23 protein-coding genes and 1 pseudogene are annotated in these 22,841 nt (G+C 61.2%); 10 read left to right on the top strand and 14 right to left on the bottom strand.

Features of this window, described 5'->3' with window-relative positions:
- Entirely contained in the window at positions 1-396 is a 396-nt protein-coding gene (locus tag ACM530_RS01045) for a hypothetical protein (protein ID WP_416364085.1), read from the top strand.
- Between the two features lie 315 nt (positions 397-711).
- On the opposite strand, the gene ACM530_RS01040 is transcribed toward ACM530_RS01045, so the two are convergent.
- A complete protein-coding gene (locus ACM530_RS01040) occupies positions 712-987 on the bottom strand; it encodes a DUF6124 family protein (RefSeq protein WP_416364084.1) in 276 nt (91 codons plus the stop codon).
- A gap of 384 nt (positions 988-1,371) precedes the next feature.
- On the opposite strand from ACM530_RS01040, the pseudogene ACM530_RS01035 reads away from it, so the two are divergent.
- From ACM530_RS01035 to phnP, 3 genes and pseudogenes are all read left to right on the top strand, one after another.
- Positions 1,372-1,739, top strand: a pseudogene (locus tag ACM530_RS01035) (alpha-D-ribose 1-methylphosphonate 5-triphosphate diphosphatase); the annotation flags it as partial.
- Positions 1,739-2,311 carry a phosphonate metabolism protein/1,5-bisphosphokinase (PRPP-forming) PhnN gene (gene phnN / locus ACM530_RS01030; protein WP_242193740.1) on the top strand — a complete coding sequence of 191 codons (573 nt, stop codon included), beginning with the start codon at positions 1,739-1,741 and terminating at the stop codon, positions 2,309-2,311. The pseudogene ACM530_RS01035 and the gene phnN, both read left to right, overlap by 1 nt.
- Positions 2,302-3,051: a phosphonate metabolism protein PhnP gene (phnP, locus tag ACM530_RS01025; RefSeq protein ID WP_416364083.1), complete on the top strand. Its 750-nt coding sequence runs from the start codon at positions 2,302-2,304 to the stop codon at positions 3,049-3,051. The genes phnN and phnP overlap by 10 nt, the downstream gene beginning before the upstream one ends.
- A gap of 113 nt (positions 3,052-3,164) precedes the next feature.
- Here the strand turns inward: phnP and ACM530_RS01020 are convergent, their stop codons facing one another.
- Complete coding sequence (locus tag ACM530_RS01020; RefSeq protein WP_416364082.1) at positions 3,165-3,860, bottom strand: ArsR/SmtB family transcription factor; 696 nt, start codon at positions 3,858-3,860, stop codon at positions 3,165-3,167.
- Between the two features lie 75 nt (positions 3,861-3,935).
- On the opposite strand from ACM530_RS01020, the gene ACM530_RS01015 reads away from it, so the two are divergent.
- Both ACM530_RS01015 and ACM530_RS01010 read left to right on the top strand, forming a co-directional pair.
- Entirely contained in the window at positions 3,936-5,054 is a 1,119-nt protein-coding gene (locus ACM530_RS01015; protein ID WP_416364081.1) for a cytochrome P450, read from the top strand.
- Between the two features lie 324 nt (positions 5,055-5,378).
- Positions 5,379-7,418, top strand: a complete 2,040-nt coding sequence (locus ACM530_RS01010; protein WP_416364080.1) for a M10 family metallopeptidase C-terminal domain-containing protein — start codon at positions 5,379-5,381, stop codon at positions 7,416-7,418.
- On the opposite strand, the gene ACM530_RS01005 is transcribed toward ACM530_RS01010, so the two are convergent.
- Together ACM530_RS01005 and ACM530_RS01000 are read right to left on the bottom strand one after the other, a co-directional pair.
- The gene (locus tag ACM530_RS01005; RefSeq protein ID WP_416364079.1) at positions 7,375-8,289 is read right to left on the bottom strand and encodes a LysR family transcriptional regulator; all 915 of its coding nucleotides are present in this window, start codon (positions 8,287-8,289) and stop codon (positions 7,375-7,377) included. The genes ACM530_RS01010 and ACM530_RS01005 overlap by 44 nt on opposite strands.
- A 14-nt stretch (positions 8,290-8,303) precedes the next feature.
- Positions 8,304-8,960 carry a peroxiredoxin-like family protein gene (locus ACM530_RS01000; RefSeq protein WP_145165039.1) on the bottom strand — a complete coding sequence of 219 codons (657 nt, stop codon included), beginning with the start codon at positions 8,958-8,960 and terminating at the stop codon, positions 8,304-8,306.
- A gap of 225 nt (positions 8,961-9,185) precedes the next feature.
- On the opposite strand from ACM530_RS01000, the gene ACM530_RS00995 reads away from it, so the two are divergent.
- Entirely contained in the window at positions 9,186-9,374 is a 189-nt protein-coding gene (locus tag ACM530_RS00995) for a type II toxin-antitoxin system HicA family toxin (protein ID WP_065901605.1), read from the top strand.
- Between the two features lie 11 nt (positions 9,375-9,385).
- Complete coding sequence (locus ACM530_RS00990) at positions 9,386-9,790, top strand: type II toxin-antitoxin system HicB family antitoxin (protein ID WP_159955072.1); 405 nt, start codon at positions 9,386-9,388, stop codon at positions 9,788-9,790.
- A 6-nt stretch (positions 9,791-9,796) separates the two neighbouring features.
- Here ACM530_RS00990 and ACM530_RS00985 read toward each other — a convergent pair whose 3' ends face one another.
- On the bottom strand, positions 9,797-10,993 hold the full coding sequence (locus ACM530_RS00985) for an MFS transporter (RefSeq protein WP_242193729.1): 1,197 nt from the start codon (positions 10,991-10,993) through the stop codon (positions 9,797-9,799).
- A gap of 178 nt (positions 10,994-11,171) precedes the next feature.
- On the opposite strand from ACM530_RS00985, the gene ACM530_RS00980 reads away from it, so the two are divergent.
- Positions 11,172-11,786: a DUF5666 domain-containing protein gene (locus tag ACM530_RS00980; RefSeq protein ID WP_145165032.1), complete on the top strand. Its 615-nt coding sequence runs from the start codon at positions 11,172-11,174 to the stop codon at positions 11,784-11,786.
- A gap of 136 nt (positions 11,787-11,922) precedes the next feature.
- Here the strand turns inward: ACM530_RS00980 and ACM530_RS00975 are convergent, their stop codons facing one another.
- From ACM530_RS00975 to gcl, 8 genes are all read right to left on the bottom strand, one after another.
- On the bottom strand, positions 11,923-12,927 hold the full coding sequence (locus ACM530_RS00975) for a sulfate ABC transporter substrate-binding protein (RefSeq protein WP_106576766.1): 1,005 nt from the start codon (positions 12,925-12,927) through the stop codon (positions 11,923-11,925).
- A 105-nt stretch (positions 12,928-13,032) separates the two neighbouring features.
- Positions 13,033-13,857 (bottom strand): ion transporter, encoded by an 825-nt coding sequence (locus tag ACM530_RS00970; protein ID WP_416364078.1) that lies wholly within the window; start codon positions 13,855-13,857, stop codon positions 13,033-13,035.
- A 31-nt stretch (positions 13,858-13,888) separates the two neighbouring features.
- Complete coding sequence (locus ACM530_RS00965; RefSeq protein WP_416364077.1) at positions 13,889-14,758, bottom strand: urea transporter; 870 nt, start codon at positions 14,756-14,758, stop codon at positions 13,889-13,891.
- Between the two features lie 122 nt (positions 14,759-14,880).
- Entirely contained in the window at positions 14,881-16,296 is a 1,416-nt protein-coding gene (pyk, locus tag ACM530_RS00960; protein WP_416364076.1) for a pyruvate kinase, read from the bottom strand.
- Complete coding sequence (locus ACM530_RS00955; protein WP_369300490.1) at positions 16,286-17,566, bottom strand: glycerate kinase type-2 family protein; 1,281 nt, start codon at positions 17,564-17,566, stop codon at positions 16,286-16,288. The genes pyk and ACM530_RS00955 overlap by 11 nt, the downstream gene beginning before the upstream one ends.
- A 177-nt stretch (positions 17,567-17,743) precedes the next feature.
- The gene (locus tag ACM530_RS00950) at positions 17,744-18,634 is read right to left on the bottom strand and encodes a 2-hydroxy-3-oxopropionate reductase (RefSeq protein ID WP_145165023.1); all 891 of its coding nucleotides are present in this window, start codon (positions 18,632-18,634) and stop codon (positions 17,744-17,746) included.
- 174 nt (positions 18,635-18,808) lie between these two features.
- Complete coding sequence (gene hyi / locus ACM530_RS00945; RefSeq protein WP_242193717.1) at positions 18,809-19,591, bottom strand: hydroxypyruvate isomerase; 783 nt, start codon at positions 19,589-19,591, stop codon at positions 18,809-18,811.
- Between the two features lie 10 nt (positions 19,592-19,601).
- Complete coding sequence (gcl, locus tag ACM530_RS00940; RefSeq protein WP_145165019.1) at positions 19,602-21,377, bottom strand: glyoxylate carboligase; 1,776 nt, start codon at positions 21,375-21,377, stop codon at positions 19,602-19,604.
- 256 nt (positions 21,378-21,633) lie between these two features.
- On the opposite strand from gcl, the gene ACM530_RS00935 reads away from it, so the two are divergent.
- Positions 21,634-22,074, top strand: coding sequence for a GlcG/HbpS family heme-binding protein (locus ACM530_RS00935; RefSeq protein ID WP_106576758.1), 441 nt, complete (start codon positions 21,634-21,636; stop codon positions 22,072-22,074).
- A 108-nt stretch (positions 22,075-22,182) separates the two neighbouring features.
- Here ACM530_RS00935 and ACM530_RS00930 read toward each other — a convergent pair whose 3' ends face one another.
- Positions 22,183-22,641 carry an REP-associated tyrosine transposase gene (locus tag ACM530_RS00930; protein ID WP_416364075.1) on the bottom strand — a complete coding sequence of 153 codons (459 nt, stop codon included), beginning with the start codon at positions 22,639-22,641 and terminating at the stop codon, positions 22,183-22,185.
- Positions 22,642-22,841 lie beyond the last annotated feature (200 nt).

Raw genomic sequence — 22,841 nt, 5'->3', positions numbered from 1 at the left:
ATGCCCGCATTTGCACGCATCACCTTGCTCAGCCTGGTACTCGGCCTGAGCGCTTGTGCGGTCCACCGGCCACCTCCGGCACCCACCGGCCCGACCATCCCACCGTCGGGCCCTTCGACCCAGCCGAGCACCCAACCGTCCGGCCCGGTGACCCCGCCGCCGAAACCGCTGCCAAGCAAATCGCCAACCTTCGCCCCACCCCCGGGCGCCGCCAGCCACTGGGACGGCAAGATGCAGGTGTATGTGCTGGAAGAACAGCCCGACACCTTCTACCGCCAGCGCATCTACTACCGCTGGAGCAACGGCTGGAGCCGCTCCATCAGCCCGAACGGGCCGTGGGAAGAAACCGATGTGCACGGCGTACCGCCTGGGTTGAGCAAGCAATACGCGCAATGAAAAAAGGCGACCTTCGGGTCGCCTTTTTCATACCCGCTAAATGCATTCTTGCATTCACTGAAGACCAACTGTGGGAGCGGGCTTGCTCGCGAAAGCGGAGTGTCAGCCAGCCTATCAATCACTGACCCACCGCCTTCGCGAGCAAGCCCGCTCCCACAGGAGACCTCTGTACAGCCCGCAAATGCATTCCTACCGACACCAAAGCCCAAGTGTGGGAGCCGGGCTTGCCCGCGATGGCGGTGTGTCAGGCGCCGACTCAATTGCAGCTATAGCGCCATCGCAGGCAAGCCAGCTCCCACAGGAATCACCGCGCTATCAAGCTACGGGACACTCCCGGTTCAGCGCTTGATCCACCAACAACTGCGCAATCTCAATCATCTGCACCACCGCCAGCACCTGCTTGCGGCCTGTGCCCTCCAAGTGCTCGGCACAGTCGTACGCACACACGGTCGCCGATTCGAGCATCTCACTGGCATTGCTCAAGGCAACTTCGGTGCTGAGGCCGGGGCGGATGGTGAAGATGAGGTTGGGCGGGGGTTGTGGGGTGTCATCCGAATGGGATGGCGGGGGGGTAGGCGTGACTTTTTTCATGGGGAAGCTCCTATGAATGAGCACCTCCATCTCGCTACCACACGATGTAAGGAGGCGACTGTACACGGGGTGGTAGACCGGTCATAGAAACCCGGCAGGCCGAAGCCTCCCGTGCACAGCCGCCACAAAGCAGCCCGCACAAAAAAACGCCCTGGAGCGTTTTTGGGAATCTATGAACGAACCGGGCTACCACACCCGTTCGCTGATTTTGCAGCGACCCGCGAAGGTTAGCGGCGAGGTTACTCGGACGCAACCCGAAAACTGTGTAGGGCAGGTCCTAAAGGTCGAATGATTATATAGAGGCGAACCCTTGTGGCGAGCAGGCTTGCCCTGCGTTGGGCTGCGAAGCGGCCCCAAAACCTAACGGCGCGTTCTGCCTGAGTTCGTGGGTTGTCGGTGGCCAACCATGACGACGCAACGTTGGCGCATGTTGAAGAGTCGGCGCGCTACGGCATGACCATCGCCGAATTCCCCACTACGCTTGAAGCAGCCCAGGGCTGCCAGGCGCTGAACATGAAAGTGTTGATGGGCGCGCCGAACGTGGTGCGCGGCGGGTCACACTCGGGTAATGTGGCCGCCGCCGACCTGGCCCGCGCGGTCAAGATGATCAGCCTGGCGCCCGCGCGCGCGGCGGGCCTGACCGATCGCGGTGAAATTGCGGTGGGCCTGCGCGCCGACCTGGTCCAGGCCAAACGCCGTGAAGGGCTGCCGTGGTGCAACAAGTGTGGCGACAAGCGAAGAGGGTGTTTTGATGGCAGGCAGGTTGATCTATCTCATCGGGCCATCGGGTTCGGGCAAGGACAGCCTGCTGGATGCCGCCCGCCCGCGCTTGGCCGAGCGCGGCTGCCGAATTGTGCGGCGGGTGATCACCCGTTCGGCCGAAGCCGTGGGCGAGGCGGCTCAAGGTGTGAGCCCGCAGCAGTTCGCCGCGATGCAGGCCGAGGGCGCGTTTGCCCTCAGCTGGCACGCCAATGGGTTGTCGTACGGCATCCCGCGTGTGATCGACGATTGGCTGGCGGCGGGGGAAGACGTGCTGGTCAATGGGTCCCGCGCGCACCTGGCGCAAACCCGCGAACGGTATCCCTCGTTGCTGGTGCTGTTGCTGACGGTCGACCAAACCGTGTTGCGTCAGCGCCTGATCGCGCGGGGGCGCGAGTCGCTGGCCGATATCGAGGAGCGCCTGGCACGCAATGCGCGGTTCACCGCAGACCTGATCGCCGGCAATGGTGCGGGGCTGCTGGTGCTGGATAACTCCGGCCCGCTGGTGCATACCGTTGAGCGCTTGCTGTGCTGCCTGGATCACGGGCACTCGGCATGCGCCTGACCTTGCTTGGCACCGGTGACGCGCGGCAAGTTCCGGTGTACGGCTGCGAATGCGCCGCCTGCGCCCTGGCGCGCAGTGATGAAGGGTTACGCCGCCGACCGTGCAGCGCGTTGATCGAATGCGGCGACCAGCGCTGGTTGATCGACAGCGGTTTGCCGGACCTGACCGAACGCTTCCCGCCGCGCAGTTTCAACGGGATTTTCCAGACGCACTACCACGCTGACCATGCGCAAGGTTTGCTGCATTTGCGCTGGGGCCAGGGGCTGGTGATTCCGGTGCATGGCCCGGCGGATCCGCAAGGGTTGTCCGACCTTTACAAGCACCCGGGGATCCTGGATTTCAGCCAGCCGTTTGGCGCATTCGAAACCCGCGAATTTGGCGAGTTGCGCGTGACGGCGCTGCCGTTGCAGCACTCCAAACCCACCTTCGGTTATCTGCTGGAAGGCGAAGGTCGGCGCATCGCCTACCTCACCGACACGGTCGGCCTGCCACCTGCCACCCTGGCCTGGCTGCAGCGCGCGCCGCTGGAAGTGTTGGTGCTCGATTGCTCCATGCCACCGCAGCCGCAGGCACTGCGCACTCACAACGACATGACGCTGGCGTTGCGCAGCATTGAGGAATCAGGTGCGCAATTGGGCGTGCTGACGCACGTCGGGCATACGCTGGATGCGTGGTTGCTGGAACATCGGCGCGAGTTGCCCAGGCATGTGACAGTGGCGTGGGATGGCCGAGTTCTTTGAGCACGGCATGACCCGTGTGGGAGCGGGCTTGCTCGCGAATGCGGTGTGTCAGTTGAGGGATTCTTCACTGACCCAGCGCATTCGCGAGCAAGCCCGCTCCCACAGTGTGATCTTTATTGTTTGCACGTCTCCATTCCAAATCGGCTTGCCAACGCCCGGTGTCCCTTGGCCGTTAATGCCAATGCGCGACTGTCCAGGTCTTGGGTCACCCATTCACGGCGGATAACACTTTGCAGTAATGCCGCGCCCAAAGCACCGGCCAGGTGCGGGCGGCGCATGCTCCAGTCCAGGCACGAACAGGCGAAGCGTCGCCGCTGCGTGCGCAGTGCGGGCACATCGATGCCCAGCTCGGTCATGGCTTGTTCACCCGCCGCGCTGAGTTGGTAAGCGCCGTCGCCAACCAACCAGCCGGATGCGATGAAATGGTCGTGCAGGTGCACCGCCAGGGTCCCGGCCATGTGGTCGTAGCAGGTGCGCGCAAACTGCAAACGCGTGGGCGTGGTCGGGACGAAACCCTTGCTGGTGTTGCGGCTGATCACCATCAGGCCTTCGATGGCCTGGGCCACGTGCGGCCCAGCCAGGCTGTAATAGCGATGCCGTCCCTGGGTGTGCAGCGTAAGCAGGCCATCGTTCTTGAGCCTGGCCAAATGGGCACTGGCGGTCGAGGCGCTGACCTGGGCAATCGCCGCCATCTCGGTGCTGGTACGCACGTGGCCATCCATCAGCGAACAGAGCATTTTCGTGCGCGCGGGCTCCGCAATCGCCCCCGCCACGTGTGAAAGCGCCGTGTCCTCGTCCTGAGCGTGCATATTTCGTTCCTGAGCGAATCGTTGCCGTGTGAGAGGGCAGATAGTAACGCTTCTTTTGCAAACAGGACGTGCCCGATGACACCGCTGCAAGCCGCTACCCATGCCGACCCTTACGCCTATTACGCGGCCCTTCGGCGTAACGATGGGCTGTCGTTCGATGCTGAACTGGGACTGTGGATCGCCAGCAGCGCCAGGACTGTCGAGGCCGTGCTGACGCACCCTGACTGCCGGGTACGCCCGTCACATGAGCCGGTGCCTGCGGCGATCGCGGACGGTGCGGCGGGGCAGGTGTTCGCCAAGTTGATGCGCATGAACGAGGGCGCGGCCCACCAGTGCCCCAGGGCGGTGGTCGAACCTGCTCTGGCCAGGTTGGACGCAGGGCATATCGCCAACGTGGTGAGGCAAGTCAGCACGCGCCTGCAGAGCCTCGATGAGTGGATGTTCACGTTGCCGGTCGCCGTGGTCGGCTCGCTGCTGGGTGTGCCTGGCGAGCGGTTGCACAGGGTCGCCGCGCTGACCCGGGATTTTGTCGCGTGTCTTTCGCCGCTGAGCAGCCAGGCTCACTTGCGCGCCGCCGATGCTGGCGCTGTGCAACTGGGGCAGATGTTCATTGCGGTGCTTGAGCAGACCGGGTTGCTCAAGCAGCTTCTCCACGGCGAGTGGGGTGACCAGGATGCACTGACGCCTAACCTGATCGGCTTGCTCTCCCAGACGTGTGAAGCGAGTGCCGGCCTGATTGGCAATACGCTGGTCACACTCGCCCGGCGGCCTGACTTGCTGGCGCACATCCAGCGCGTGCCGGCCTTGGTGCCAGCGCTGGTGGAGGAGGTGGCCCGCTATGACTCGCCGGTGCAGAACACGCGGCGATTTGCGGCCGGGCCCTGCTCGATTGGCAGTAGCCTTCTAGAGACGGGCGACACCGTTCTCGTGCTGCTGGCCGCTGCGAACCGGGACCCCGAAGCGAACCCTGACCCGGACAGCGTTCTGCTTGAGCGACCCCATCGGCGCTTGTTCAGCTTTGGCGTCGGCAAACACCAATGCCCGCGCCAACTGCTCGCGTTGAACATCGCATCGCAAGCGCTGCGCGAATTATTGCGCCAGCCGAGCGCCTGGGCCGATGCTCGCCAGTGCGGTTACTGGCCGTCGCTGAATGGGCGCATCCCGCGGTTTGAATCTGCAGGGATAGGTCAGTAACGCGAGCCACTTCCAGACGAGTACGTGTGTAGGGTTTTGTTTCCATGCTGAGTTTAAAGCGTAAGGTAATTCTAAACTTTATATGTTTTATAGTGTTTTAAGTTCCCTGTTTCCGGGCCGGGTTTTGATTGTGCTGTGCGCGTAGATGAATATTCTTGTGTGTGGATGTTAAGTTTATGTATCCAGTTGTTATATGTTTGGGCGTGAAACATAGTCAGGGCTGGTACTCGGTTTTTTGATGTGGGAGGTTAGTTTGGCGGTTAAGTAAGTTGCCGCGTCTTGGGCCCTGTTTCGGGTCGGCTTAACGTTTTCAAAGGATGTTATATGCGCGTTGCCACTTCATTTGTTGATCATCATCCACATCACCCTCAATTACCTGCATCCAGTGCACCTGCTTTCACACACCCTGCGCACGTTGCCACCGCACCCGCCCGCAAACCCGCTTTCGGCACGGACGAGGCTGCCAAACAGATCCTGCGACGAGGCTATCGCCATTACGATCGCGATGGCGACGGTAAAATCGAGTTGTCTTTTACCCTTGACGAAAAGTTCTCTGCACAACAAAAAGTGTCCATTCGCCAGGCACTTCAAATGTGGCAAGACGTGACTACTATCATATTCAAAGAGAATTCAACCTGCGCAGACGGCTCAATAACCATTGCAGCCGATCCTCATACCAGTGGTGGCGTGTCACAGTTACCCAATCAGTATTACGGTGACATGAACGCCACCATTGGAACGCAGGGTGCGTGCGAAGTCCCTGCGCACGGCGATTACTTTTTATTTACCGCAGTTCATGAGTTGGGTCACGCCCTGGGCCTTGGTCACCCTGGCGAATATGGCAAGCAAGTGCACAACTATGCCCAGACCCCCTACGAGCAAGACACCAAGGCCTGCAGCGTAATGAGTTATTGGGATGAGACCAATCAGCCGGGCCATGACTTCCACCGGCGTCATCCGTGCGTGCCGATGAAAGATGACATTGCCGCGATACAAAAACTCTACGGCGCCAATTTCAATACGCGATCGACCGATACGACCTACGGGTTCAACTCCAACACAGGCCGTGATCACTTGAGCCTTGAGTCCGCGAAGGATGCGCCGATCTTTTGCATTTGGGATGGGGGCGGTAATGACACGCTGGACGTTTCCGGGTTTTCCCAGAATCAGACCATCAACCTGCACGCTGAGTCGTTTTCCAGTGTGGGCGGCTTGAAGGGCAATGTATCCATCGCCAAGGGCGTTACGCTGGAAAACGCTGTCGGCGGTTCGGGCGACGACCAAATCAACGGAAACGAGGTGGGCAACAGGCTCCGCGGTGGAGCGGGTGCGGACAGGTTGCGCGGCGGTGGCGGCGCGGATGTCTTTGTGTACGACAGGGCGAGCGACTCTACCCTGGGTCAGCCAGACGAGATTCTGGATTTCACCAGCGGCACCGACAAAGTCGATCTTTCCGGCCTGTTGAAAAATACCTCCATCGGGCATTTTTACGTGGTTGAGCAGTTCACGGGACGGCCCGGCGAGATCGTCCTCAGCCATGACCAAAGCAGTGGCGCTGGCAGCTTGAGCCTTGACCTGACGGGCCAGGGCAAAGCCGATTTGTTTCTCAAAAGTGCAGGGAGGATTCGCGCCAGTGACATTGTCACGGGTGCCGGGGCCGTGCGTGGGCTGACGAACCTCAAACGCCAACGCAGCTCCACGTCGGGGTTTGTATCTGGCCTCAAGGCGCACGATACGGTTTATGGCTTCAACGCCAACAGCGGTGATCGCTCAAGCAGCCTGCATGCCGGCAGTGGCGCGCCGCGCTTTCTGGTACAGGACGCGGGCGGCAACGATACCCTGGATTTTTCCGGTTTCGAGCATCACCAAACCATCGATTTGCGCCATAACTCCGCCTCCAGTGTGGGCGGTCTGCGCAACAACGTCGCCATTGCCAGAGACGTTGTCGTGGAGAATGCGATTGGCGGCTCCGGCCAGGACACGCTCATCGGCAACGCGGTGGACAACGTCCTCACTGGCGGTGCTGGCGGCGATGTGCTCTGGGGCGTGGGCGGTAGAAACACGTTCAAATATGACCAGGCCAATGACTCGACCTGTCACGATGCCGATGTGCTCATGGATTTCGCCAGTGGCGAGGACACTATCGATCTGAGGGCACTGGCCAAGCAGTACGCGACCCCCTTGCGTCTGGTGCAAGACTACACGGGGCGCGTTGGCGACACCGTGGTCAAATACCACCCACAGAGCGGCCGCTACTTTGTCGGCATCGACCTATCGGGCGACCGCCAGTCTGACTTCCTGATTAAGAGCCCGCGTTTGATCAAGCCCCAGGATGTGCTTGGCCTGACTGCGCGTCGGCGCTGATCAGGGTTTGCACGTACTCCACAAACGCGCGTGTCTTGGCACTCGCCATCCTGCCGGTGGGGAACACCGCCCATAAATCAATCGGCGGCAGTTGCCAGTCGGTCAGCACGGGCTTGACCTCACCACTGGCCAGTTCCGGGGCAAACATCCAGGTCGATGCCATGGTCAGGCCCAAATGGTTCAGCACCGCGGCGCGCACGCCCTCTGCGGCGGTGACGCGGATGCGGCCGCGGGCGACGACCGGGTAGTGACTGTCGCCCTGGCTGAACGTCCAGTTTGAGCCGCCGCCCAGGCTGTAGATGATTGCCTGGTGTTGCAGCAAATCCGCTGGCGTGGCCGGCTCGCCACAGCGTTCGAAGTAGGCCGGGGTGGCGAGGATTTGCCGCGGGGATTGGCCGATCTTGCGTGCGGTAAGGCCCGAGTCGCTCAAGTTGCCCATACGCAGGGCGACGTCGATGCCTTCTTCCACCAGGTTGAGGCTGTGGTCGTTGAGCACCACTTCGACGTTCAAGGCGGGGTATTGCGCCAGGAACGAGCCCAGGTGAGGAATGATGTGCAACCGCGCGAAGGTGGTTGCAGCGCTGATGCGCAAGTTGCCCGACAGCCCGGCGCCTGCACCGCGTGCGGCGTCATCGGCCTCGTTGGCTTCGTCGATGGCGCGCTTGGCCTTTTCGAAAAACGCCAGGCCCGCCTCGGTCGGTGTCAGGCCGCGCGTGGAGCGCAACACCAACCGCACCGCCAGGCGCGCCTCCAATTGCGCGATGCTTTTGGAGACAGCGGGCTGGCCTATCCCCAAGCGTTTGGCGGCAGCTGAGAACGAGCCGGTTTCGACCACGTTCACGAAGGTTTCCATGGCGGTGAGGCGGTCCATCGGGTGTCCTTGGGTTATTGGGTGAGGGCGTCGAGCATCGCCGACGGTTCTGGGCGTTGAGTGTAATCCGGGTTGACCTCGGCGTAACGAATCACGCTGTCCTGGCCGATCACGTAGCGCGCTGGCATCGGCAGGGTCCAGGCTGGGTCGTCATTGATCAGCGGCAAGTTGTTGCCCAGGGCCTTGTAGAGTTCGATCAGGTAGTCCGGCAGCTGAAAGCGCAGACCGAATGCATCGGCAACGTCGTTGTGGGTATCGCTGAGGATCGGGAAACCCAACTCGGTGATGCGTTCGGATTTACGGCTGTTGGCGGCAGTCTGTGGCGACAGGGCCAGCAGGCTCGCGCCGTGGCCTTTCAACGTCGGCAAAAAGGTTTGCAGCGCTTGCAGCTCCATATTGCAATACGGGCACCACACGCCGCGGTAGAACGTCAGCACCAAGGGGCCGTTGGCCAACAGATCGGCTGAGGACACCAACGCACCGTTGGCATCCTTGAGACTGAACAACGGCGCCTTGTCACCCACCTTCAACGCACGCTGTGCGGCGCCGGACGCGATCAGCTCGGCTGTGGCGCGTTCCATGATCGGATGGATATGCGCTGGCGCGTTGTAGGGAGGCTTGCCGGCTTTGAAGTCAGCACGGAAGGCATCAAGTGTGGCTTGAAGTGTCATGGTGATATTCCCTCAGGAGATGAGCCGAGTTGGCTGGAGGGATAATGGGCGCGGCAGAGCGGGCGAAGAAGCAGGGTAAGGTGCATATGAATTATGCCCTGCTGGAATAAACACCGTTTATTTCCAATATTTAGACATACAGCCGTCACTCCTGTTGAAGCAATCTGTGCTTGAGTAAATATAACTCTAGGGTTACTTTTATCAAGCCAAGCCAAGGAGGCTGAGGTGCAAAGCAGGTTATTGATCAAGGAGCTGCAAGAGGCGGGTTGGGTGCTGGATCGGGTTACGGGCAGTCATCACATTTTCACTCACCGCTATAACCCGTACACGATCCCGGTGCCGCACCCCAAGAAAGACTTGCCCCTGGGCACCGTCAGAAGCATCAGGAAACGCGCCGGGCTGTTTCAGTTTTAAGGAGAGCACTCATGCAATATCCAATGTGTATCGAATGGGGCGATGACTTTACCGCCACCGGTATTCAGATCCCCGATATTCCAGGCGCGGTCACCGCCGGGGACAGCTTCGAAGAGGCGTACAACGCCGCCGTGGAAGTCGCGCACATCATGCTGCAAGAGATCGCCGCCGAAGGCGGGCCGATTCCGATGCCCACCTCGGTGGCTAACCACCACGCGAACGAAGACTACGCCGGGATGGGCTGGGGGATGTTGGAGTTGGACATCTCGCCCTATCTGGGCAAGACCGAGAAGGTCAATGTGACCTTGCCCGGTTATGTCATCCAGCGAATCGACCGCTATGTGCGCGAGCACAAGGTCAAAAGCCGCTCGTCATTTCTGGCGGATGCGGCCTTGGAGAAGTTGGTGCGCTCCTAGTCGCGATCAGGCCGTGGCAACGGCCACCGTGCGCGAAGCACTCAGGAACCGCAACAACGCCACCAGTGGGAACGCACTGCCCACCAGCATCACGCCCAGCCAGCCGCCGTGTTCATACACACTGCTGGCAATCGCCGAGCCGAAGGCGCCGCCGATGAAGATGCTGGTCATGTACAGCGCATTCAAGCGGCTGCGGCTGTTGGCGTCGAGGGCGTAGATGGCGCGTTGGCCGAGGACCATGTTCATTTGCACGCAGAAGTCCAGCACCACACCGGTGACGGCCAGGCCGATCACGCTGTACAGCGGATGCACGAAGGCGGGCAAAAAGCTCAAGGCGGCAAACAGCATCGCCAGCAGTGAAGCGCGGTGCGTGTGGCCGGCGTCGGCCAGGCGGCCGGCGATTGGGGCGGCGATCGCGCCCAGTGCACCGACCAGGGCGAACAGCGCGATCTCGCTTTGGCTCAGGCCATGATTGCGTGCCAGCTCAAGCGGCGCGGCGGTCCAGAACAGGCTGAAGGTGGCAAACATGCAGCCTTGGTAGAACGCCCGCTGGCGCAATACCGGTTGCTTGCGCAGCAGCGTACCGAGTGAGCGCAGCAGTTGGCCGTAGCTGGCGCTGTGGTCGGGCTGGCGCTTGGGAATGGTCATCAGCAAGACCACGCTGATAAAGGCCATCAAGGCCGCGGCGGCCATGAACATCGCGCGCCAGCCGAAGTGGTCGGCCACCACGCTGGACACCGGCCGTGCCAGCAGAATGCCAAGCAACAGGCCGCCCATGATGCTGCCAACCACGCGGCCACGGGATTCGGCGGGCGCCAGGTGCGCCGCCAGCGGGATCAGGATCTGCACCGAGACGGAACTGAATCCGATCAACAACGACACAAGCAGGAACAAATTCGGCTGCTCGGTGAAGGCGGCACCCAGTAGGCTGGCGATGGCCAACACGGTGGTGGCGATCATCAGCTTGCGGTTTTCCAGCAAGTCACCCAGCGGCACCAGGAAGAACAGGCCCAAGGCGTAGCCGATTTGTGTCAGCGACACGATCAGGCTGGCCATCGCCGGAGTCAGGCCAATGTCGGGTGCAATCAGTTCGATGATCGGTTGGGCGTAGTAGATGTTGGCAACAATGGCGCCGCAACAGAACGCAAACAGCATCACCATGCCTCGGGTCATGGTGCTTGAAGCGTGTGGGGTAGCGTTCATGGTGTTCTCGTTAAAGCGAAGGAAGATGGCGTGCGAGAGTAAAGACAACCGCACGGCCGGAGTAGGGCGCTATGGGTGATAACACTCATGCCGCAAATTAATGACTGAATCGTTAACTGTTGAGTCGAACGGCAATGATACATTCAGTCACAACTGCCGAAACAGGAAATCCACTTTCATGAAAATTTCGCTGAACAAGATGATCCTGGCTTCAACCTTGGCCGCCGCCATGGCCATCGGGTTGGCCAATGCCGCCGACGCGCCGCGGGTCGGTGTGCGCGGCGCTATTACGGCAATCGATGGCGACGCAATGCACGTCAAGGTCAACAGCGGTGAAGACGTCACCGTGCACCTGACCAAAGACACCCAGGTCCGCGCCGTTACCCTGGCCAAAATTGATGAAATCAAGCCCGGCAGCTACATCGGGTCGGCCGCCATGCCGAATGCCGATGGCACCCTGACTGCCCTGGAAGTTCACGTGTTTCCACCGGCCATGGCCGGCACGGGCGATGGGCACCGTGCGTTCGACTTGAAAGAAGGCAGCAGCATGACCAACGGTACCGTTGGCGACCTGGTGGTCAGCAACGGGCGCACCTTGACCGTGAAGTACAAAGGCGGCGAGCAGAAGATTGTAGTGCCGGATGATGTGCCGATCGTCAACCTGGAGCCAGGGGATCGCAGTTTGTTGAAGCCCGGTGTGAAGGTGGTGATGTTTGCATCGCAGGCGGCGGATGGGACGGTTACCGCTCAGGCGATTTCGGCCGGTAAGGACGGCGTGACACCGCCGATGTAACCGCCAAACACTCAACCAGATGTGGGAGCTGGCTTGCCTGCGATGCAAGCACCTCGGTGTTTCAGGCATTGCGAGGTGATGCTGTCGCAGGCAAGCCAGCTCCCACACTTGACTGCATTTCTTCAGTTAAAGCGGTTTACTGACCGCTGTAGATCTGATCAAAAATCCCACCATCATTGAAGTGGGTTTTCTGCACGGTTCGCCAGTCTCCAAAGGTCTTCTCCACCGACAGGAAGTCGACTTTCGGGAAGCGGTCGGTGTACTTGGCCAACACCTTCGGGTCGCGGGGACGCAGGTAGTTGTTGGCTGCGATTTCCTGACCTTCAGGCGACCACAGGTACTTCAAGTAATCTTCGGCCGCCACGCGGGTGCCTTTCTTTTCGACGACTTTGTCGACCACCGACACCGGTGGTTCCGCCTCGGCAGAGACGCTTGGGTAGATCACTTCGAACTGATCACGGCCAAATTCACGCGCGATCATTTCTGCCTCGTTTTCAAAGGTCACCAGCACGTCGCCAATCTGGTTGGTCATGAACGTGGTGGTGGCTGCACGGCCGCCGGTGTCCAGCACTGGCGCGTGTTTGAACAGTTCGCCAACGAACTTCTTCGCCTTGTCTTCATCGCCGCCGTTCTTGAGCACATAACCCCAGGCCGACAGGTAGGTGTAACGGCCGTTGCCCGAGGTTTTCGGGTTGGGCACGATCACTTGCACGCCATCTTTGAGCAGGTCTGGCCAGTCTTTGAGGGCCTTGGGGTTGCCCTTGCGCACGATAAACACGGTGGCGGAGGTGAACGGCGCGCTGTTGTTCGGCAGGCGGGTGACCCAGTTGTCCGGCACCAGCTTGCCGTTGTCCGCCAGGGCATTGATGTCGGTGGCCATGTTCATGGTGATCACGTCAGCCGGCAGGCCGTCGATCACCGAGCGCGCCTGTTTGCTGGAGCCGCCGAAGGACATCTGCAAGGTCAGCTTGTCGTTCGGGTGCTCGGCTTCCCAGTGCTTTTGGAAGGCGGCGTTATAGTCCTTGTAGAAGTCGCGCATCACGTCATAGGAGACGTTGAGCAGTGTGACGGGGGCAGCCTGGACGGCGCCCGCCAGGGCTAGGCCGGCGGCCAGTAAGGAGGCGCTAACGAGTTTTTTCACTGCTCATTCCTTGTTGTTCGAGAAGGTTGTCGATTGAGTGGGGGCATTTTGCCACCGACTATAGCCGCGCCCGTATAGACGTTTAAAGATTAAAACGAACTTTGCTTATTCCACTTTACGAAACAGGTTGCTGCCACAGCGCGAGCAAAACGCTGCGTTGGGCTCGTGGTTGTCTTTCTTGCACACCGGGCAATCGTGCTGCAGTTGTTCACCGCGCATGGCACTGGCCAACTCGGCGGTAAAAATCCCGGTGGGCACGGCGATGATCGAGTAACCGGTGATCATCACCAGCGACGAAATGACCTGGCCCAGCGGGGTCTTCGGCACGATGTCGCCAAAGCCCACGGTGGTCAGCGTCACGATCGCCCAGTAGATGCCTTTGGGAATACTGGTAAACCCGTGTTCCGGGCCTTCGATCACGTACATCAGCGTGCCGAATACGGTCACCAGGGTGCACACGCTGACCAGAAACACCACGATCTTCTGCTTGCTGCCACGCAGCGCGGCCATCAAGTAGTTGGCTTGCTTGAGGTACGGGCTGAGCTTGAGCACGCGGAAAATCCGCAGCATCCGGATGATGCGGATGATCAGCAGGTACTGCGCGTCGCTGTAATACAGCGCGAGGATGCCGGGCACGATGGCAAGTAAATCCACCAGCCCATAAAAGCTGAACGCATAACGCAACGGCTTGGGCGAGCAATACAGCCGCAGGCTGTATTCGATGGCGAAGATGACGGTAAAGCCCCACTCGATGTAGGCCAGCACGTCGGCGTAGTTGTCGTGGACGGTCTGGATACTGTCGAGGATCACGATCACAAGGCTGGCGAGGATGATCAGCAACAGGGTGCTGTCGAAGCGCCGGCCGGCCACGGTGTCGCTTTGGAACACCATTACATAGAGGCGCTGACGCCAGTCGTTGTTGCTGTGCATAAATCCCGCCCGAATCGAATATCGGGCAAGCCTAGGGGGATTCGAACGGGCTGTCCACGCGGGCTTTGAACATCCGCTGGCTGGCGTGTACCAGCCAGCAGGCGAGGATAAACGGCGCCGTCAATGCGGGCAGGTGCAGGGCGGCGAAACCGGGCGTGAGCATGACCGCCAGAAGGATGCCGAGCAGCGGCTGCCAGGGGCGGCGTGACTGGCTTAACGCCAGCGCGGCCAGCGCCGGGTTATAGCTGTGCAGGCCGAGGAGGGCGCTGGCGGGTTCGTCCAGCCACAGGGCGATCAACACGCCGGTAGCGGCGCCCGTGAGTGCCCACAGCGCGGCGCGGCGGTTGGCCAGCAACAGGCCAAGCGCAATCAGAGCGCCCGCCAATGGCTGGTCCAGCAACATGATTTGTGCGAGCCCGGTGAAGGGCGCGGTGAGCACGTCCAGGGTGTCGGGTTCGGTCAGCGTGAATGTGCTGTCAGGCACTGCGCCGATCAGCAACCAGCCGAGGCCGACAAAGGGCGCGGTGTAGGCGGGCAAGTCATCTGGTGCAGGGGCGTGTTTCAACCATTGCCGCGTGAGCATCGCACTCAGGCCGCCGCACGCCAGGATCAGCGGCGGCAACAAGGCCGACCAGGCGAAGTGCTGGCTGATCAGCAAGCCCAGCAGCACGCCGTTGTAGCTGTAAAGGCCCGCTTGGCGTTCGGCCTTGGGATAACCCCGGCGCTGGGCCGTGAGCAAACCGGCGACGCCACCCAATAATGCGCCGCCGAATAAGGCCGGGGCGCCGATCAGGATGGCCAGCAGGCACAGCAAGCCACACAGTGGCTGGCGTTGCAGGAAGATCTGGCTGAAGCCATTGAGCAGGGCTTCGGCCCAGTCGGGGCAGGTTGGGTTGTGCATGGTGGTTTAGTCAGTGAGACCGAGTCGTCCCCAATCGCAGGCAAGCCAGCTCCCACACTTGATCGGGTTCACAACAATCAAATGTGGGAGCGGGCTTGCCCGCGATGAGGCACTTACAGACGCTAAATCAACGTCTCGATGCGCAACGAGTTGGTCGACCCCGGCTGCCCGAACGGCACCCCCGCCGTAATCACCAAGGTATCCCCGCGCTGCGCCATGCCTTGCGCCTGAGCAATCTCCAGCGCGGTGGAACACACCTCATCCACCTGGCGCAGTCGATCGTTGACCACCGAATGCACGCCCCACGCCACGCTCAAACGCCGCGCCGTAGAGAGGTTCGGCGTAAGGTTGAGGATTGGCGCCACCGGCCGCTCCCGCGCCGCGCGCAGGCTGGAGCTGCCGGACTCGCTGTAGTTGACCAGCACCGCCACCGGCAGAATGCTGCTGATACGCCGGATCGCGCAGCTGATCGCATCCGACACCGTGGCGTCCGCCTTGGGCCGGCTGACGTCCAGCTGCGTCTGGTAGTCCGGGCCGTTTTCCACCTGGCGGATGATCTTGCTCATCATCTGCACGGCCTCCAGCGGGTATTCACCCGAAGCGGTTTCCGCCGACAGCATCACCGCGTCTGCGCCTTCGGCCACCGCGTTGGCCACATCCGTCACTTCGGCGCGGGTCGGCGCCGGCGAAAAGCGCATGGATTCGAGCATCTGCGTGGCCACCACCACCGGTTTGCCCAGCTGGCGGCAGGTGCTGATGATGTTTTTCTGGATCTGCGGCACGCTCTCGGCGGGCACTTCCACACCCAGGTCGCCTCTGGCCACCATGATTGCGTCACTCAGCTCAGCGATTTCCTGCAAGCGTTGGACGGCGGACGGCTTTTCGATCTTGGCCATCAAAAACGCCTTGTCGCCGATCAACTCGCGGGCCTCGCGGATGTCTTCCGGGCGCTGCACGAATGACAGCGCCACCCAGTCCACGCCCAGCTCCAGGCCGAAACTCAGGTCGCGGCGGTCCTTGGCGGTCAGTGGGCTGAGTTCCAGCAAGGCTTGTGGCACATTCACGCCTTTGCGGTCCGACAGTTCGCCGCCATTGAGTACGGTGGTGTCGATGGCATCGGCATGCTTGGTGATCACGCGCAGGCGCAATTTGCCGTCATCGAGCAGCAGGTCCATGCCCGGCTCCAGCGCCGCGATGATTTCCGGGTGGGGCAGGTTGACCCGGCACTGATCGCCCGGCGTTGGGTCCAGGTCCAGGCGCAACGCCTGGCCTCGCACCAACTGCACCTTGCCCTCGGCAAACGTGCCGACGCGCAGCTTCGGCCCTTGCAGGTCCATCAGGATGCCCAGTGGGTAATTGAGCTGGCGCTCCACCTGGCGGATCCACTGGTAGCGTCGGGCATGATCGGCGTGGTCGCCATGGCTGAAGTTGAGGCGAAAGATATTCACCCCGGCCTCCACCAGCTCGCGGATGTCATCGATGCCGTCGGTGGCCGGGCCGAGGGTGGCGAGGATTTTGACCTTCTTGTCAGGCGTCATGTTTGGCAGTCTCAAGAATCAGGATGGCGCGCAAGTCATTGACATTGGTGCGGGTCGGCTCAGTGATGATCAAACCGTCGAGGGCGGCGAAATAGCCGTAGCCATTGTTGTTGTCCAGCTCGTCGCTGGCCGACAGGCCCAGGGCTTCGGCGCGGGCGTAGCTGGTAGGGGTCATGATCGCGCCGGCGTTGTCTTCCGAACCGTCGATGCCGTCGGTGTCGCCGGCCAGGGCGTACACGCCGGGCAGGCCCTTGAGGCTGTCGGTGAGGCTGAGCAGGAACTCGGCATTGCGCCCACCACGGCCATCGCCGCGCACGGTGACGGTGGTTTCACCGCCGGAGAGGATCACGCACGGTGCCGCCAGCGGCTGGCCGTGCTGCACGATCTGCCGGGCAATGCCGGCGTGTACCTTGGCCACGTCCCGCGCTTCGCCCTCGAGGTCGCCGAGGATCAACGGGCTGAAACCGGCCTGGCGCACTTTCACCGCCACGGCTTCCAGTGATTGCTGCGGGCGGGCGATCAGTTGGAAGTGGCTGCGTGCGAGCACCGGGTCGCCGGGTTTGACGGTTTCCGACGCTGGGTTTTGCAACCAGCTGCGCACCGAGGCGGGCGCGTCGATGCTGTAACGCTTGAGGATTGCCAGGGCTTGCTGCGAGGTGCTTGGGTCGCCGACGGTGGGGCCGGACGCGATGACGGTGGCCTGATCGCCCGGCACGTCGGAGATCGCGTAGGTGTAGACCGTCGCCGGCCAAGCGGCCTTGGCCAGGCGCCCGCCCTTGATCGCCGAGAGGTGCTTGCGCACGCAATTCATCTCGCCAATGGTCGCGCCGGATTTGAGCAGGGCTTTGTTGATGGTCTGCTTGTCGGCCAGGGTGATGCCTTCGGCGGGCAAGGCCAGCAAGGCAGAACCGCCACCGGAGAGCAGGAAGATCACGCGGTCGTCTTCGGTGAGGTTGCCGATCAGTGCCAGTACGCGCTTGGCCACCGCCAGGCCGGCGGCATCGGGCACCGGGTGTGCGGCTTCGACCACTTCGATTTTTTTGCACGGCGCGCCGTGGCCGTAGCGGGTGACCACCAGGCCCGAGACGTCGCCTTGCCAGCACTCCTCGACCACGAGTGCCATGGCCGCCGCGGCTTTACCAGCGCCGATCACGATCACACGGCCGCTGCGGTCGGCGGGCAGATAAGGTTCAAGCACTTGCCTGGGGTGGGCGGCGTCGATGGCTGTGGCAAACAGCTCGCGAAGCAGGTGTTGCGGATCGACCGACATAAGCGGGCTCCCGGGGGGATTCTTGTTGTTAGGGATGCAGCGATGTTGGATTGCAAAGCGCTCAACTGTGGGAGCTGGCTTGCCTGCGATAGCGTTCCTTCAGTGACAGATCAGTTGCCTGACACACCGCTATCGCAGGCAAGCCAGCTCCCACACTGGTCTGCATTTCAAATTGACTTACTTATCGCGAATCGAAAAATTCGCCATATGCTCCAGGCCCTTGATCAGCGCCGAGTGGTCCCAATTGCCGCCGCCAATCGCTGTGCAGGTACTGAACACCTGCTGCGTACCGGCGGTGTTCGGCAGGTTGATGCCCAGCTCCTTGGCACCGGCCAGTGCCAGGTTCAAGTCCTTCTGGTGCAGGTTGATGCGAAAGCCCGGATCGAAGGTGCCCTTGATCATGCGCTCGCCATGCACTTCGAGAATCTTCGAGGAAGCAAAGCCGCCCATCAGCGCTTCCCGCACTTTGGCCGGGTCGGCGCCGTTTTTCGAGGCGAACAACAGCGCTTCGGCCACCGCCTGAATATTCAGCGCGACGATGATCTGGTTGGCGACCTTGGCGGTCTGGCCATCGCCGTTGCCGCCGACCAGGGTGATGTTCTTGCCCATGCTCTGGAACAGTGGCAAAGCGCGTTCGAAGGTCTGCGGCTCGCCACCGACCATGATGCTCAAGGTGCCGGCCTTGGCGCCGACTTCGCCACCGGACACCGGCGCGTCGAGGTACTGCGCGCCGGTTTCGTTGATCTTCGCCGCGAACGCCTTGGTGGCGGTGGGGGAGATCGAACTCATGTCGATCACTACCTTGTTCGGCGACAGGCCGGCCGCGACGCCATCCTTGCGGAACAGCACGTCATCGACCTGCGGGGTGTCGGGCACCATGACGATGATGAATTCGGCTTCCTGCGCCACTTGCTGGGGGTTGGCCAGGGCCACGGCGCCGGCGTCGATCAGGGCCTGCGGGGCCTTGCCGTGGTGTTCGGAGAGGAACAGTTGGTGACCTGCTTTCTGCAGGTTCGCAGCCATGGGTTCGCCCATGATGCCGGTACCGATAAATCCGATTTTAGCCATGATCAAAATCCTCTTTTTATTAGATGGGCAGGCCTGTCTCGGGCCTGCCAAACACCGAAGATCTACTGTGGGAGCTGGCTTGCCGGCGATAGCGGCCTGTCAGTTGATAAATAGTTGGCTGATACACCGCCATCGCAGGCAAGCCAGCTCCCACCTTGTTCTGTGGTGTGTCTGTTAGATGGCGTTGTGGGTTTTGAGCCAACCCAATCCCGCCTCGGTCGTGGTCAACGGCTTGTACTCACAGCCAACCCAACCCGCATAACCAATGCGATCCAGATGCTCGAACAGGAAGCGATAGTTGATCTCCCCGGTTCCCGGCTCGTTGCGCCCCGGGTTGTCCGCCAGCTGGATGTGGTTGATCTCACCCAGGTGCGCGGCCATGGTCCGGGCGAGGTCACCTTCCATGATTTGCATGTGATAGATGTCGTATTGCAGGAACAGGTTGGCGCTGCCCACCTGCTCGCGAATCGACAGGGCCTGCGCGGTGTTGTTGAGGTAGAAGCCCGGGATGTCACGGGTGTTGATCATCTCCATGACCAGCTTGATGCCCGCGGCTTGCAGCTTGTCGGCGGCGTACTTGAGGTTGGCGACAAAGGTTTTTTCCACGGTTTGGTCGTCAACGCCTTGTGGCCGGATGCCGGCCAGGCAGTTGATCTGGGTATTGCCCAGCACCTGGGCGTAGGCGATGGCCAGCTTGACCCCGGCGCGGAATTCCTCGACCCGGTCCGGGTGGCACGCCACGCCGCGCTCGCCCTTGGCCCAGTCCCCGGCCGGCAAGTTGAACAGCACTTGGGTCAGGCCGTTGGCGTCCAGTTGCGCCTTGATCTCGGCGGAGCTGAACTCGTACGGGAACAGGTACTCGACCCCCTGGAAGCCGGCATCGGCAGCTGCTTTGAAGCGGGCGAGAAAGTCCTGCTCGGTAAACAGCATGGACAGGTTGGCGGCAAAACGCGGCATAGGGTTCTCCTTAATCGAGCAGGGAAATGGCAGTCGGTGCATCGTTGCCGACCAGGGCCAGATCTTCGAATTCGTTGACGGCGTTGATCTCGGTGCCCATGGAAATATTGGTCACGCGCTCCAGAATAATCTCAACAATCACCGGAACCTTGAATTCTTCGATCATTTCCTTGGCCTTGCGCAGCGCCGGGGCGATCTGGCCCGGTTCGAACACACGCAGCGCCTTGCACCCCAGGCCTTCGGCGACGGCCACGTGATCGACGCCATAACCATTGAGTTCCGGGGCATTGAGGTTGTCGAAGGACAACTGCACGCAGTAGTCCATTTCAAACCCGCGCTGGGCCTGGCGAATCAACCCCAGGTAGGAGTTGTTCACCACCACGTGGATGTACGGCAGCTTGAACTGCGCGCCCACGGCCAGTTCTTCGATCATGAACTGGAAGTCATAGTCGCCCGACAGTGCTACCACTTTGCGGCTCGGGTCAGCCTTGACCACACCCAGCGCGGCCGGAATGGTCCAGCCCAAGGGACCGGCCTGGCCGCAGTTGATCCAGTGACGAGGCTTGTAGACGTGCAGGAACTGCGCGCCGGCAATCTGCGACAGGCCGATGGTGCTGACGTAGCAGGTGTCTTTGCCGAACACCTGGTTCATCTCTTCGTACACGCGTTGCGGCTTGACCGGCACGTTGTCGAAGTGGGTCTTGCGGTGCAGGGTGGCCTTGCGCTCCTGGCAGTCGTGCAGCCAGGCGCTGCGGTCCTTGAGTTTGCCGGCGGCTTTCCACTCGCGGGCCACTTCAATGAACATCGTCAAGGCGGAGCCGGCATCGGAAACGATGCCCAGGTCCGGGGTGAACACGCGGCCAATCTGCGTCGGCTCGATGTCGACGTGGATGAATTTGCGCCCCTCGGTGTACACCTCCACCGAACCGGTGTGGCGGTTGGCCCAGCGGTTGCCGATGCCCAGCACCACGTCCGATTTGAGCATTGTCGCGTTGCCATAACGGTGCGAGGTTTGCAGGCCGACCATGCCGACCATCTGCGGGTGATCGTCCGGGATCGTGCCCCAGCCCATCAAGGTTGGGATTACTGGAATACCGGTCAATTCGGCGAACTCCACCAGCAATTCGCTGGCGTCGGCGTTGATCACGCCGCCACCGCTGACCAGCAATGGGCGTTCGGCCTGGTCCAGCAGCGCCAAGGCTTTTTCGACCTGGATGCGCGTGGCCAAGGGCTTGGCCAGGGGCAGCGGCTGGTAGGCGTCGATGTCGAATTCGATCTCGGCCATCTGCACGTCGAATGGCAGGTCGATCAGCACCGGGCCTGGGCGGCCGGAGCGCATTTCATAGAAGGCTTTCTGGAACGCGTAAGGCACTTGGCCGGGTTCCAGGACGGTGGTTGCCCACTTGGTCACCGGCTTGACGATGCTGGTGATGTCGACGGCCTGGAAGTCCTCTTTGTGCATGCGTGCACGCGGGGCTTGGCCGGTGATGCACAGAATCGGGATCGAGTCGGCCGAGGCGCTGTACAGGCCGGTGACCATGTCGGTGCCCGCCGGGCCCGAGGTACCGATGCACACACCGATATTGCCGGCCTTGGTGCGGGTGTAACCCTCGGCCATGTGCGAGGCGCCTTCAACGTGGCGAGCAAGGACGTGATCGATGCCACCGACCTTCTGCAAGGCCGAATACAGCGGGTTGATGGCGGCGCCTGGAATGCCGAAGGCGGTGTCTACGCCTTCACGGCGCATCACTAGGACGGCGGCTTCGATTGCTCTCATTTTGCTCATGGTTTTGGTGCCTCTTGCGTTTTGTAATTGTATACAAGTGGTTTCTGGTCGAAGTGTATTCACGGCGAGCGGGGCAGGTCAATGCATTTTATAAACTGGCCTTTACGCGGGTCTGGATCGCTTTTTTCGACGTATGGAGCCTTTGTGCGCAAATATTGTATACAAAAAATAATTTCATTGTGTTCTATTTGTTTGATCGAGCTTCTCATGAAACAGATTTCAACCTTTTCCCAATAACAAAAGAAGGACGGCACCTATGAGCGCTTTAACCTTGAAACTCGCCACCCAACTGGCCAGCCAGGCCCTCACCGCAGGCCGCACCATTTGCGCCGCGCCGCTGACCATTGCGGTGCTCGACAGCGGCGGCCACTTGGTCACCCTGCAACGCGAAGACGGCGCCAGCCTGCTGCGCCCGCAAATCGCCATCGGCAAGGCCTGGGGCGCGATTGCACTGGGCAAGGGCTCGCGTTTGCTGGCGTTGGATGCGCAGCAGCGCCCGGCATTTATCGCGGCGTTGAACAGCCTCGGGCAGGGCAGCGTGGTGCCGGCGCCGGGCGGCGTGTTGATTCGGGATCAGGCGGGGGCGGTGCTGGGGGCGATCGGGATCAGTGGGGATACGTCGGATATTGATGAGCAGTGCGCGATTACGGCGATTGAGGGCGTGGGGTTGTTGGCGGATGCGGGGGTGTCTGCTTGATTTGAGGTGGCAGATAGATTGCCATCGCGGGCAAGCCCGCTCCCACATGAGTATGCATTCCAAATGTGGGAGCGGGCTTGCCCGCGATGGCGGCGACTCGGTCTTCAGTCAAATCCAGATCGCATCCCAAAGCGGATAATCGCCAAACTTCTTCACCAGGCCTGCTCGCAGGGGGGTGGCCACAATGTAGCGGGCTATACCTTCCAGGCTTTCTTCGCGCCGCACGGCATGATCGTGAAATCCAGGTTGCCAAAGACGTCCCTGACGCCCGGCAACTGCATTTACGACTCGAGTGCTTTTGGATTTCACCTGGCGCATCAAGTCGCAAAGGGAACCTTTCTCTAGTGAGATAAGCCAGTGGAAATGGTCAGGCATGACTACCCATGCCAACGACGTTGCCAAGCCTTGGTTCTGGGCGATTCTGAATTGTTGGACAACCAGTCGGCCAAGTTTGAAGTCCTTGAAAATGGGCGCGCGATCAAGGGTGTTGGTGGTGAGTAGGTAAATTCGGTTGGATTCGCTGTAACGACCGATGCGCAGTCGTTTTGATGCGGGGAGATCAGGCATTCCATGGCCTCTTTTCAGATGGTGTTCTGAGAGGCTAGGTGTGGAAAGCAGGGGTTGATTGACAGGCTTTTGGCAGGATGTGTAGGGGAGGGTGCTATCGCGGGCAAGCCCGCTCCCACATTGGCTTTGCGGTGTTCATACAGCGTGTGTCTGGCACAGTTCCAAAGGTGGGAGCTGGCTTGCCTGCGATGGCCATACCG

This window comes from Pseudomonas sp. NFX183 (genome assembly GCF_047943075.1).
In the GTDB taxonomy this organism is placed as follows: Bacteria; Pseudomonadota; Gammaproteobacteria; order Pseudomonadales; family Pseudomonadaceae; genus Aquipseudomonas.
The sequence above is the reverse complement of the archived record's forward strand: the minus strand, read 5'-3'. Positions and strand labels throughout refer to the sequence as shown.

What these genes read in the sequence shown, in the direction of transcription:
- ACM530_RS01045 (WP_416364085.1), top strand. Translation starts at nt 1, where the DNA reads ATGCCCGCATTTGCACGCATCACCTTGCTCAGCCTGGTACTCGGCCTG.
- ACM530_RS01040 (WP_416364084.1), bottom strand. Translation starts at nt 987, where the DNA reads ATGAAAAAAGTCACGCCTACCCCCCCGCCATCCCATTCGGATGACACC.
- phnN (WP_242193740.1), top strand. Translation starts at nt 1,739, where the DNA reads ATGGCAGGCAGGTTGATCTATCTCATCGGGCCATCGGGTTCGGGCAAG.
- phnP (WP_416364083.1), top strand. Translation starts at nt 2,302, where the DNA reads ATGCGCCTGACCTTGCTTGGCACCGGTGACGCGCGGCAAGTTCCGGTG.
- ACM530_RS01020 (WP_416364082.1), bottom strand. Translation starts at nt 3,860, where the DNA reads ATGCACGCTCAGGACGAGGACACGGCGCTTTCACACGTGGCGGGGGCG.
- ACM530_RS01015 (WP_416364081.1), top strand. Translation starts at nt 3,936, where the DNA reads ATGACACCGCTGCAAGCCGCTACCCATGCCGACCCTTACGCCTATTAC.
- ACM530_RS01010 (WP_416364080.1), top strand. Translation starts at nt 5,379, where the DNA reads ATGCGCGTTGCCACTTCATTTGTTGATCATCATCCACATCACCCTCAA.
- ACM530_RS01005 (WP_416364079.1), bottom strand. Translation starts at nt 8,289, where the DNA reads ATGGACCGCCTCACCGCCATGGAAACCTTCGTGAACGTGGTCGAAACC.
- ACM530_RS01000 (WP_145165039.1), bottom strand. Translation starts at nt 8,960, where the DNA reads ATGACACTTCAAGCCACACTTGATGCCTTCCGTGCTGACTTCAAAGCC.
- ACM530_RS00990 (WP_159955072.1), top strand. Translation starts at nt 9,386, where the DNA reads ATGCAATATCCAATGTGTATCGAATGGGGCGATGACTTTACCGCCACC.
- ACM530_RS00985 (WP_242193729.1), bottom strand. Translation starts at nt 10,993, where the DNA reads ATGAACGCTACCCCACACGCTTCAAGCACCATGACCCGAGGCATGGTG.
- ACM530_RS00980 (WP_145165032.1), top strand. Translation starts at nt 11,172, where the DNA reads ATGAAAATTTCGCTGAACAAGATGATCCTGGCTTCAACCTTGGCCGCC.
- ACM530_RS00970 (WP_416364078.1), bottom strand. Translation starts at nt 13,857, where the DNA reads ATGCACAGCAACAACGACTGGCGTCAGCGCCTCTATGTAATGGTGTTC.
- ACM530_RS00965 (WP_416364077.1), bottom strand. Translation starts at nt 14,758, where the DNA reads ATGCACAACCCAACCTGCCCCGACTGGGCCGAAGCCCTGCTCAATGGC.
- pyk (WP_416364076.1), bottom strand. Translation starts at nt 16,296, where the DNA reads ATGACGCCTGACAAGAAGGTCAAAATCCTCGCCACCCTCGGCCCGGCC.
- ACM530_RS00955 (WP_369300490.1), bottom strand. Translation starts at nt 17,566, where the DNA reads ATGTCGGTCGATCCGCAACACCTGCTTCGCGAGCTGTTTGCCACAGCC.
- ACM530_RS00950 (WP_145165023.1), bottom strand. Translation starts at nt 18,634, where the DNA reads ATGGCTAAAATCGGATTTATCGGTACCGGCATCATGGGCGAACCCATG.
- hyi (WP_242193717.1), bottom strand. Translation starts at nt 19,591, where the DNA reads ATGCCGCGTTTTGCCGCCAACCTGTCCATGCTGTTTACCGAGCAGGAC.
- gcl (WP_145165019.1), bottom strand. Translation starts at nt 21,377, where the DNA reads ATGAGCAAAATGAGAGCAATCGAAGCCGCCGTCCTAGTGATGCGCCGT.
- ACM530_RS00935 (WP_106576758.1), top strand. Translation starts at nt 21,634, where the DNA reads ATGAGCGCTTTAACCTTGAAACTCGCCACCCAACTGGCCAGCCAGGCC.
- ACM530_RS00930 (WP_416364075.1), bottom strand. Translation starts at nt 22,641, where the DNA reads ATGCCTGATCTCCCCGCATCAAAACGACTGCGCATCGGTCGTTACAGC.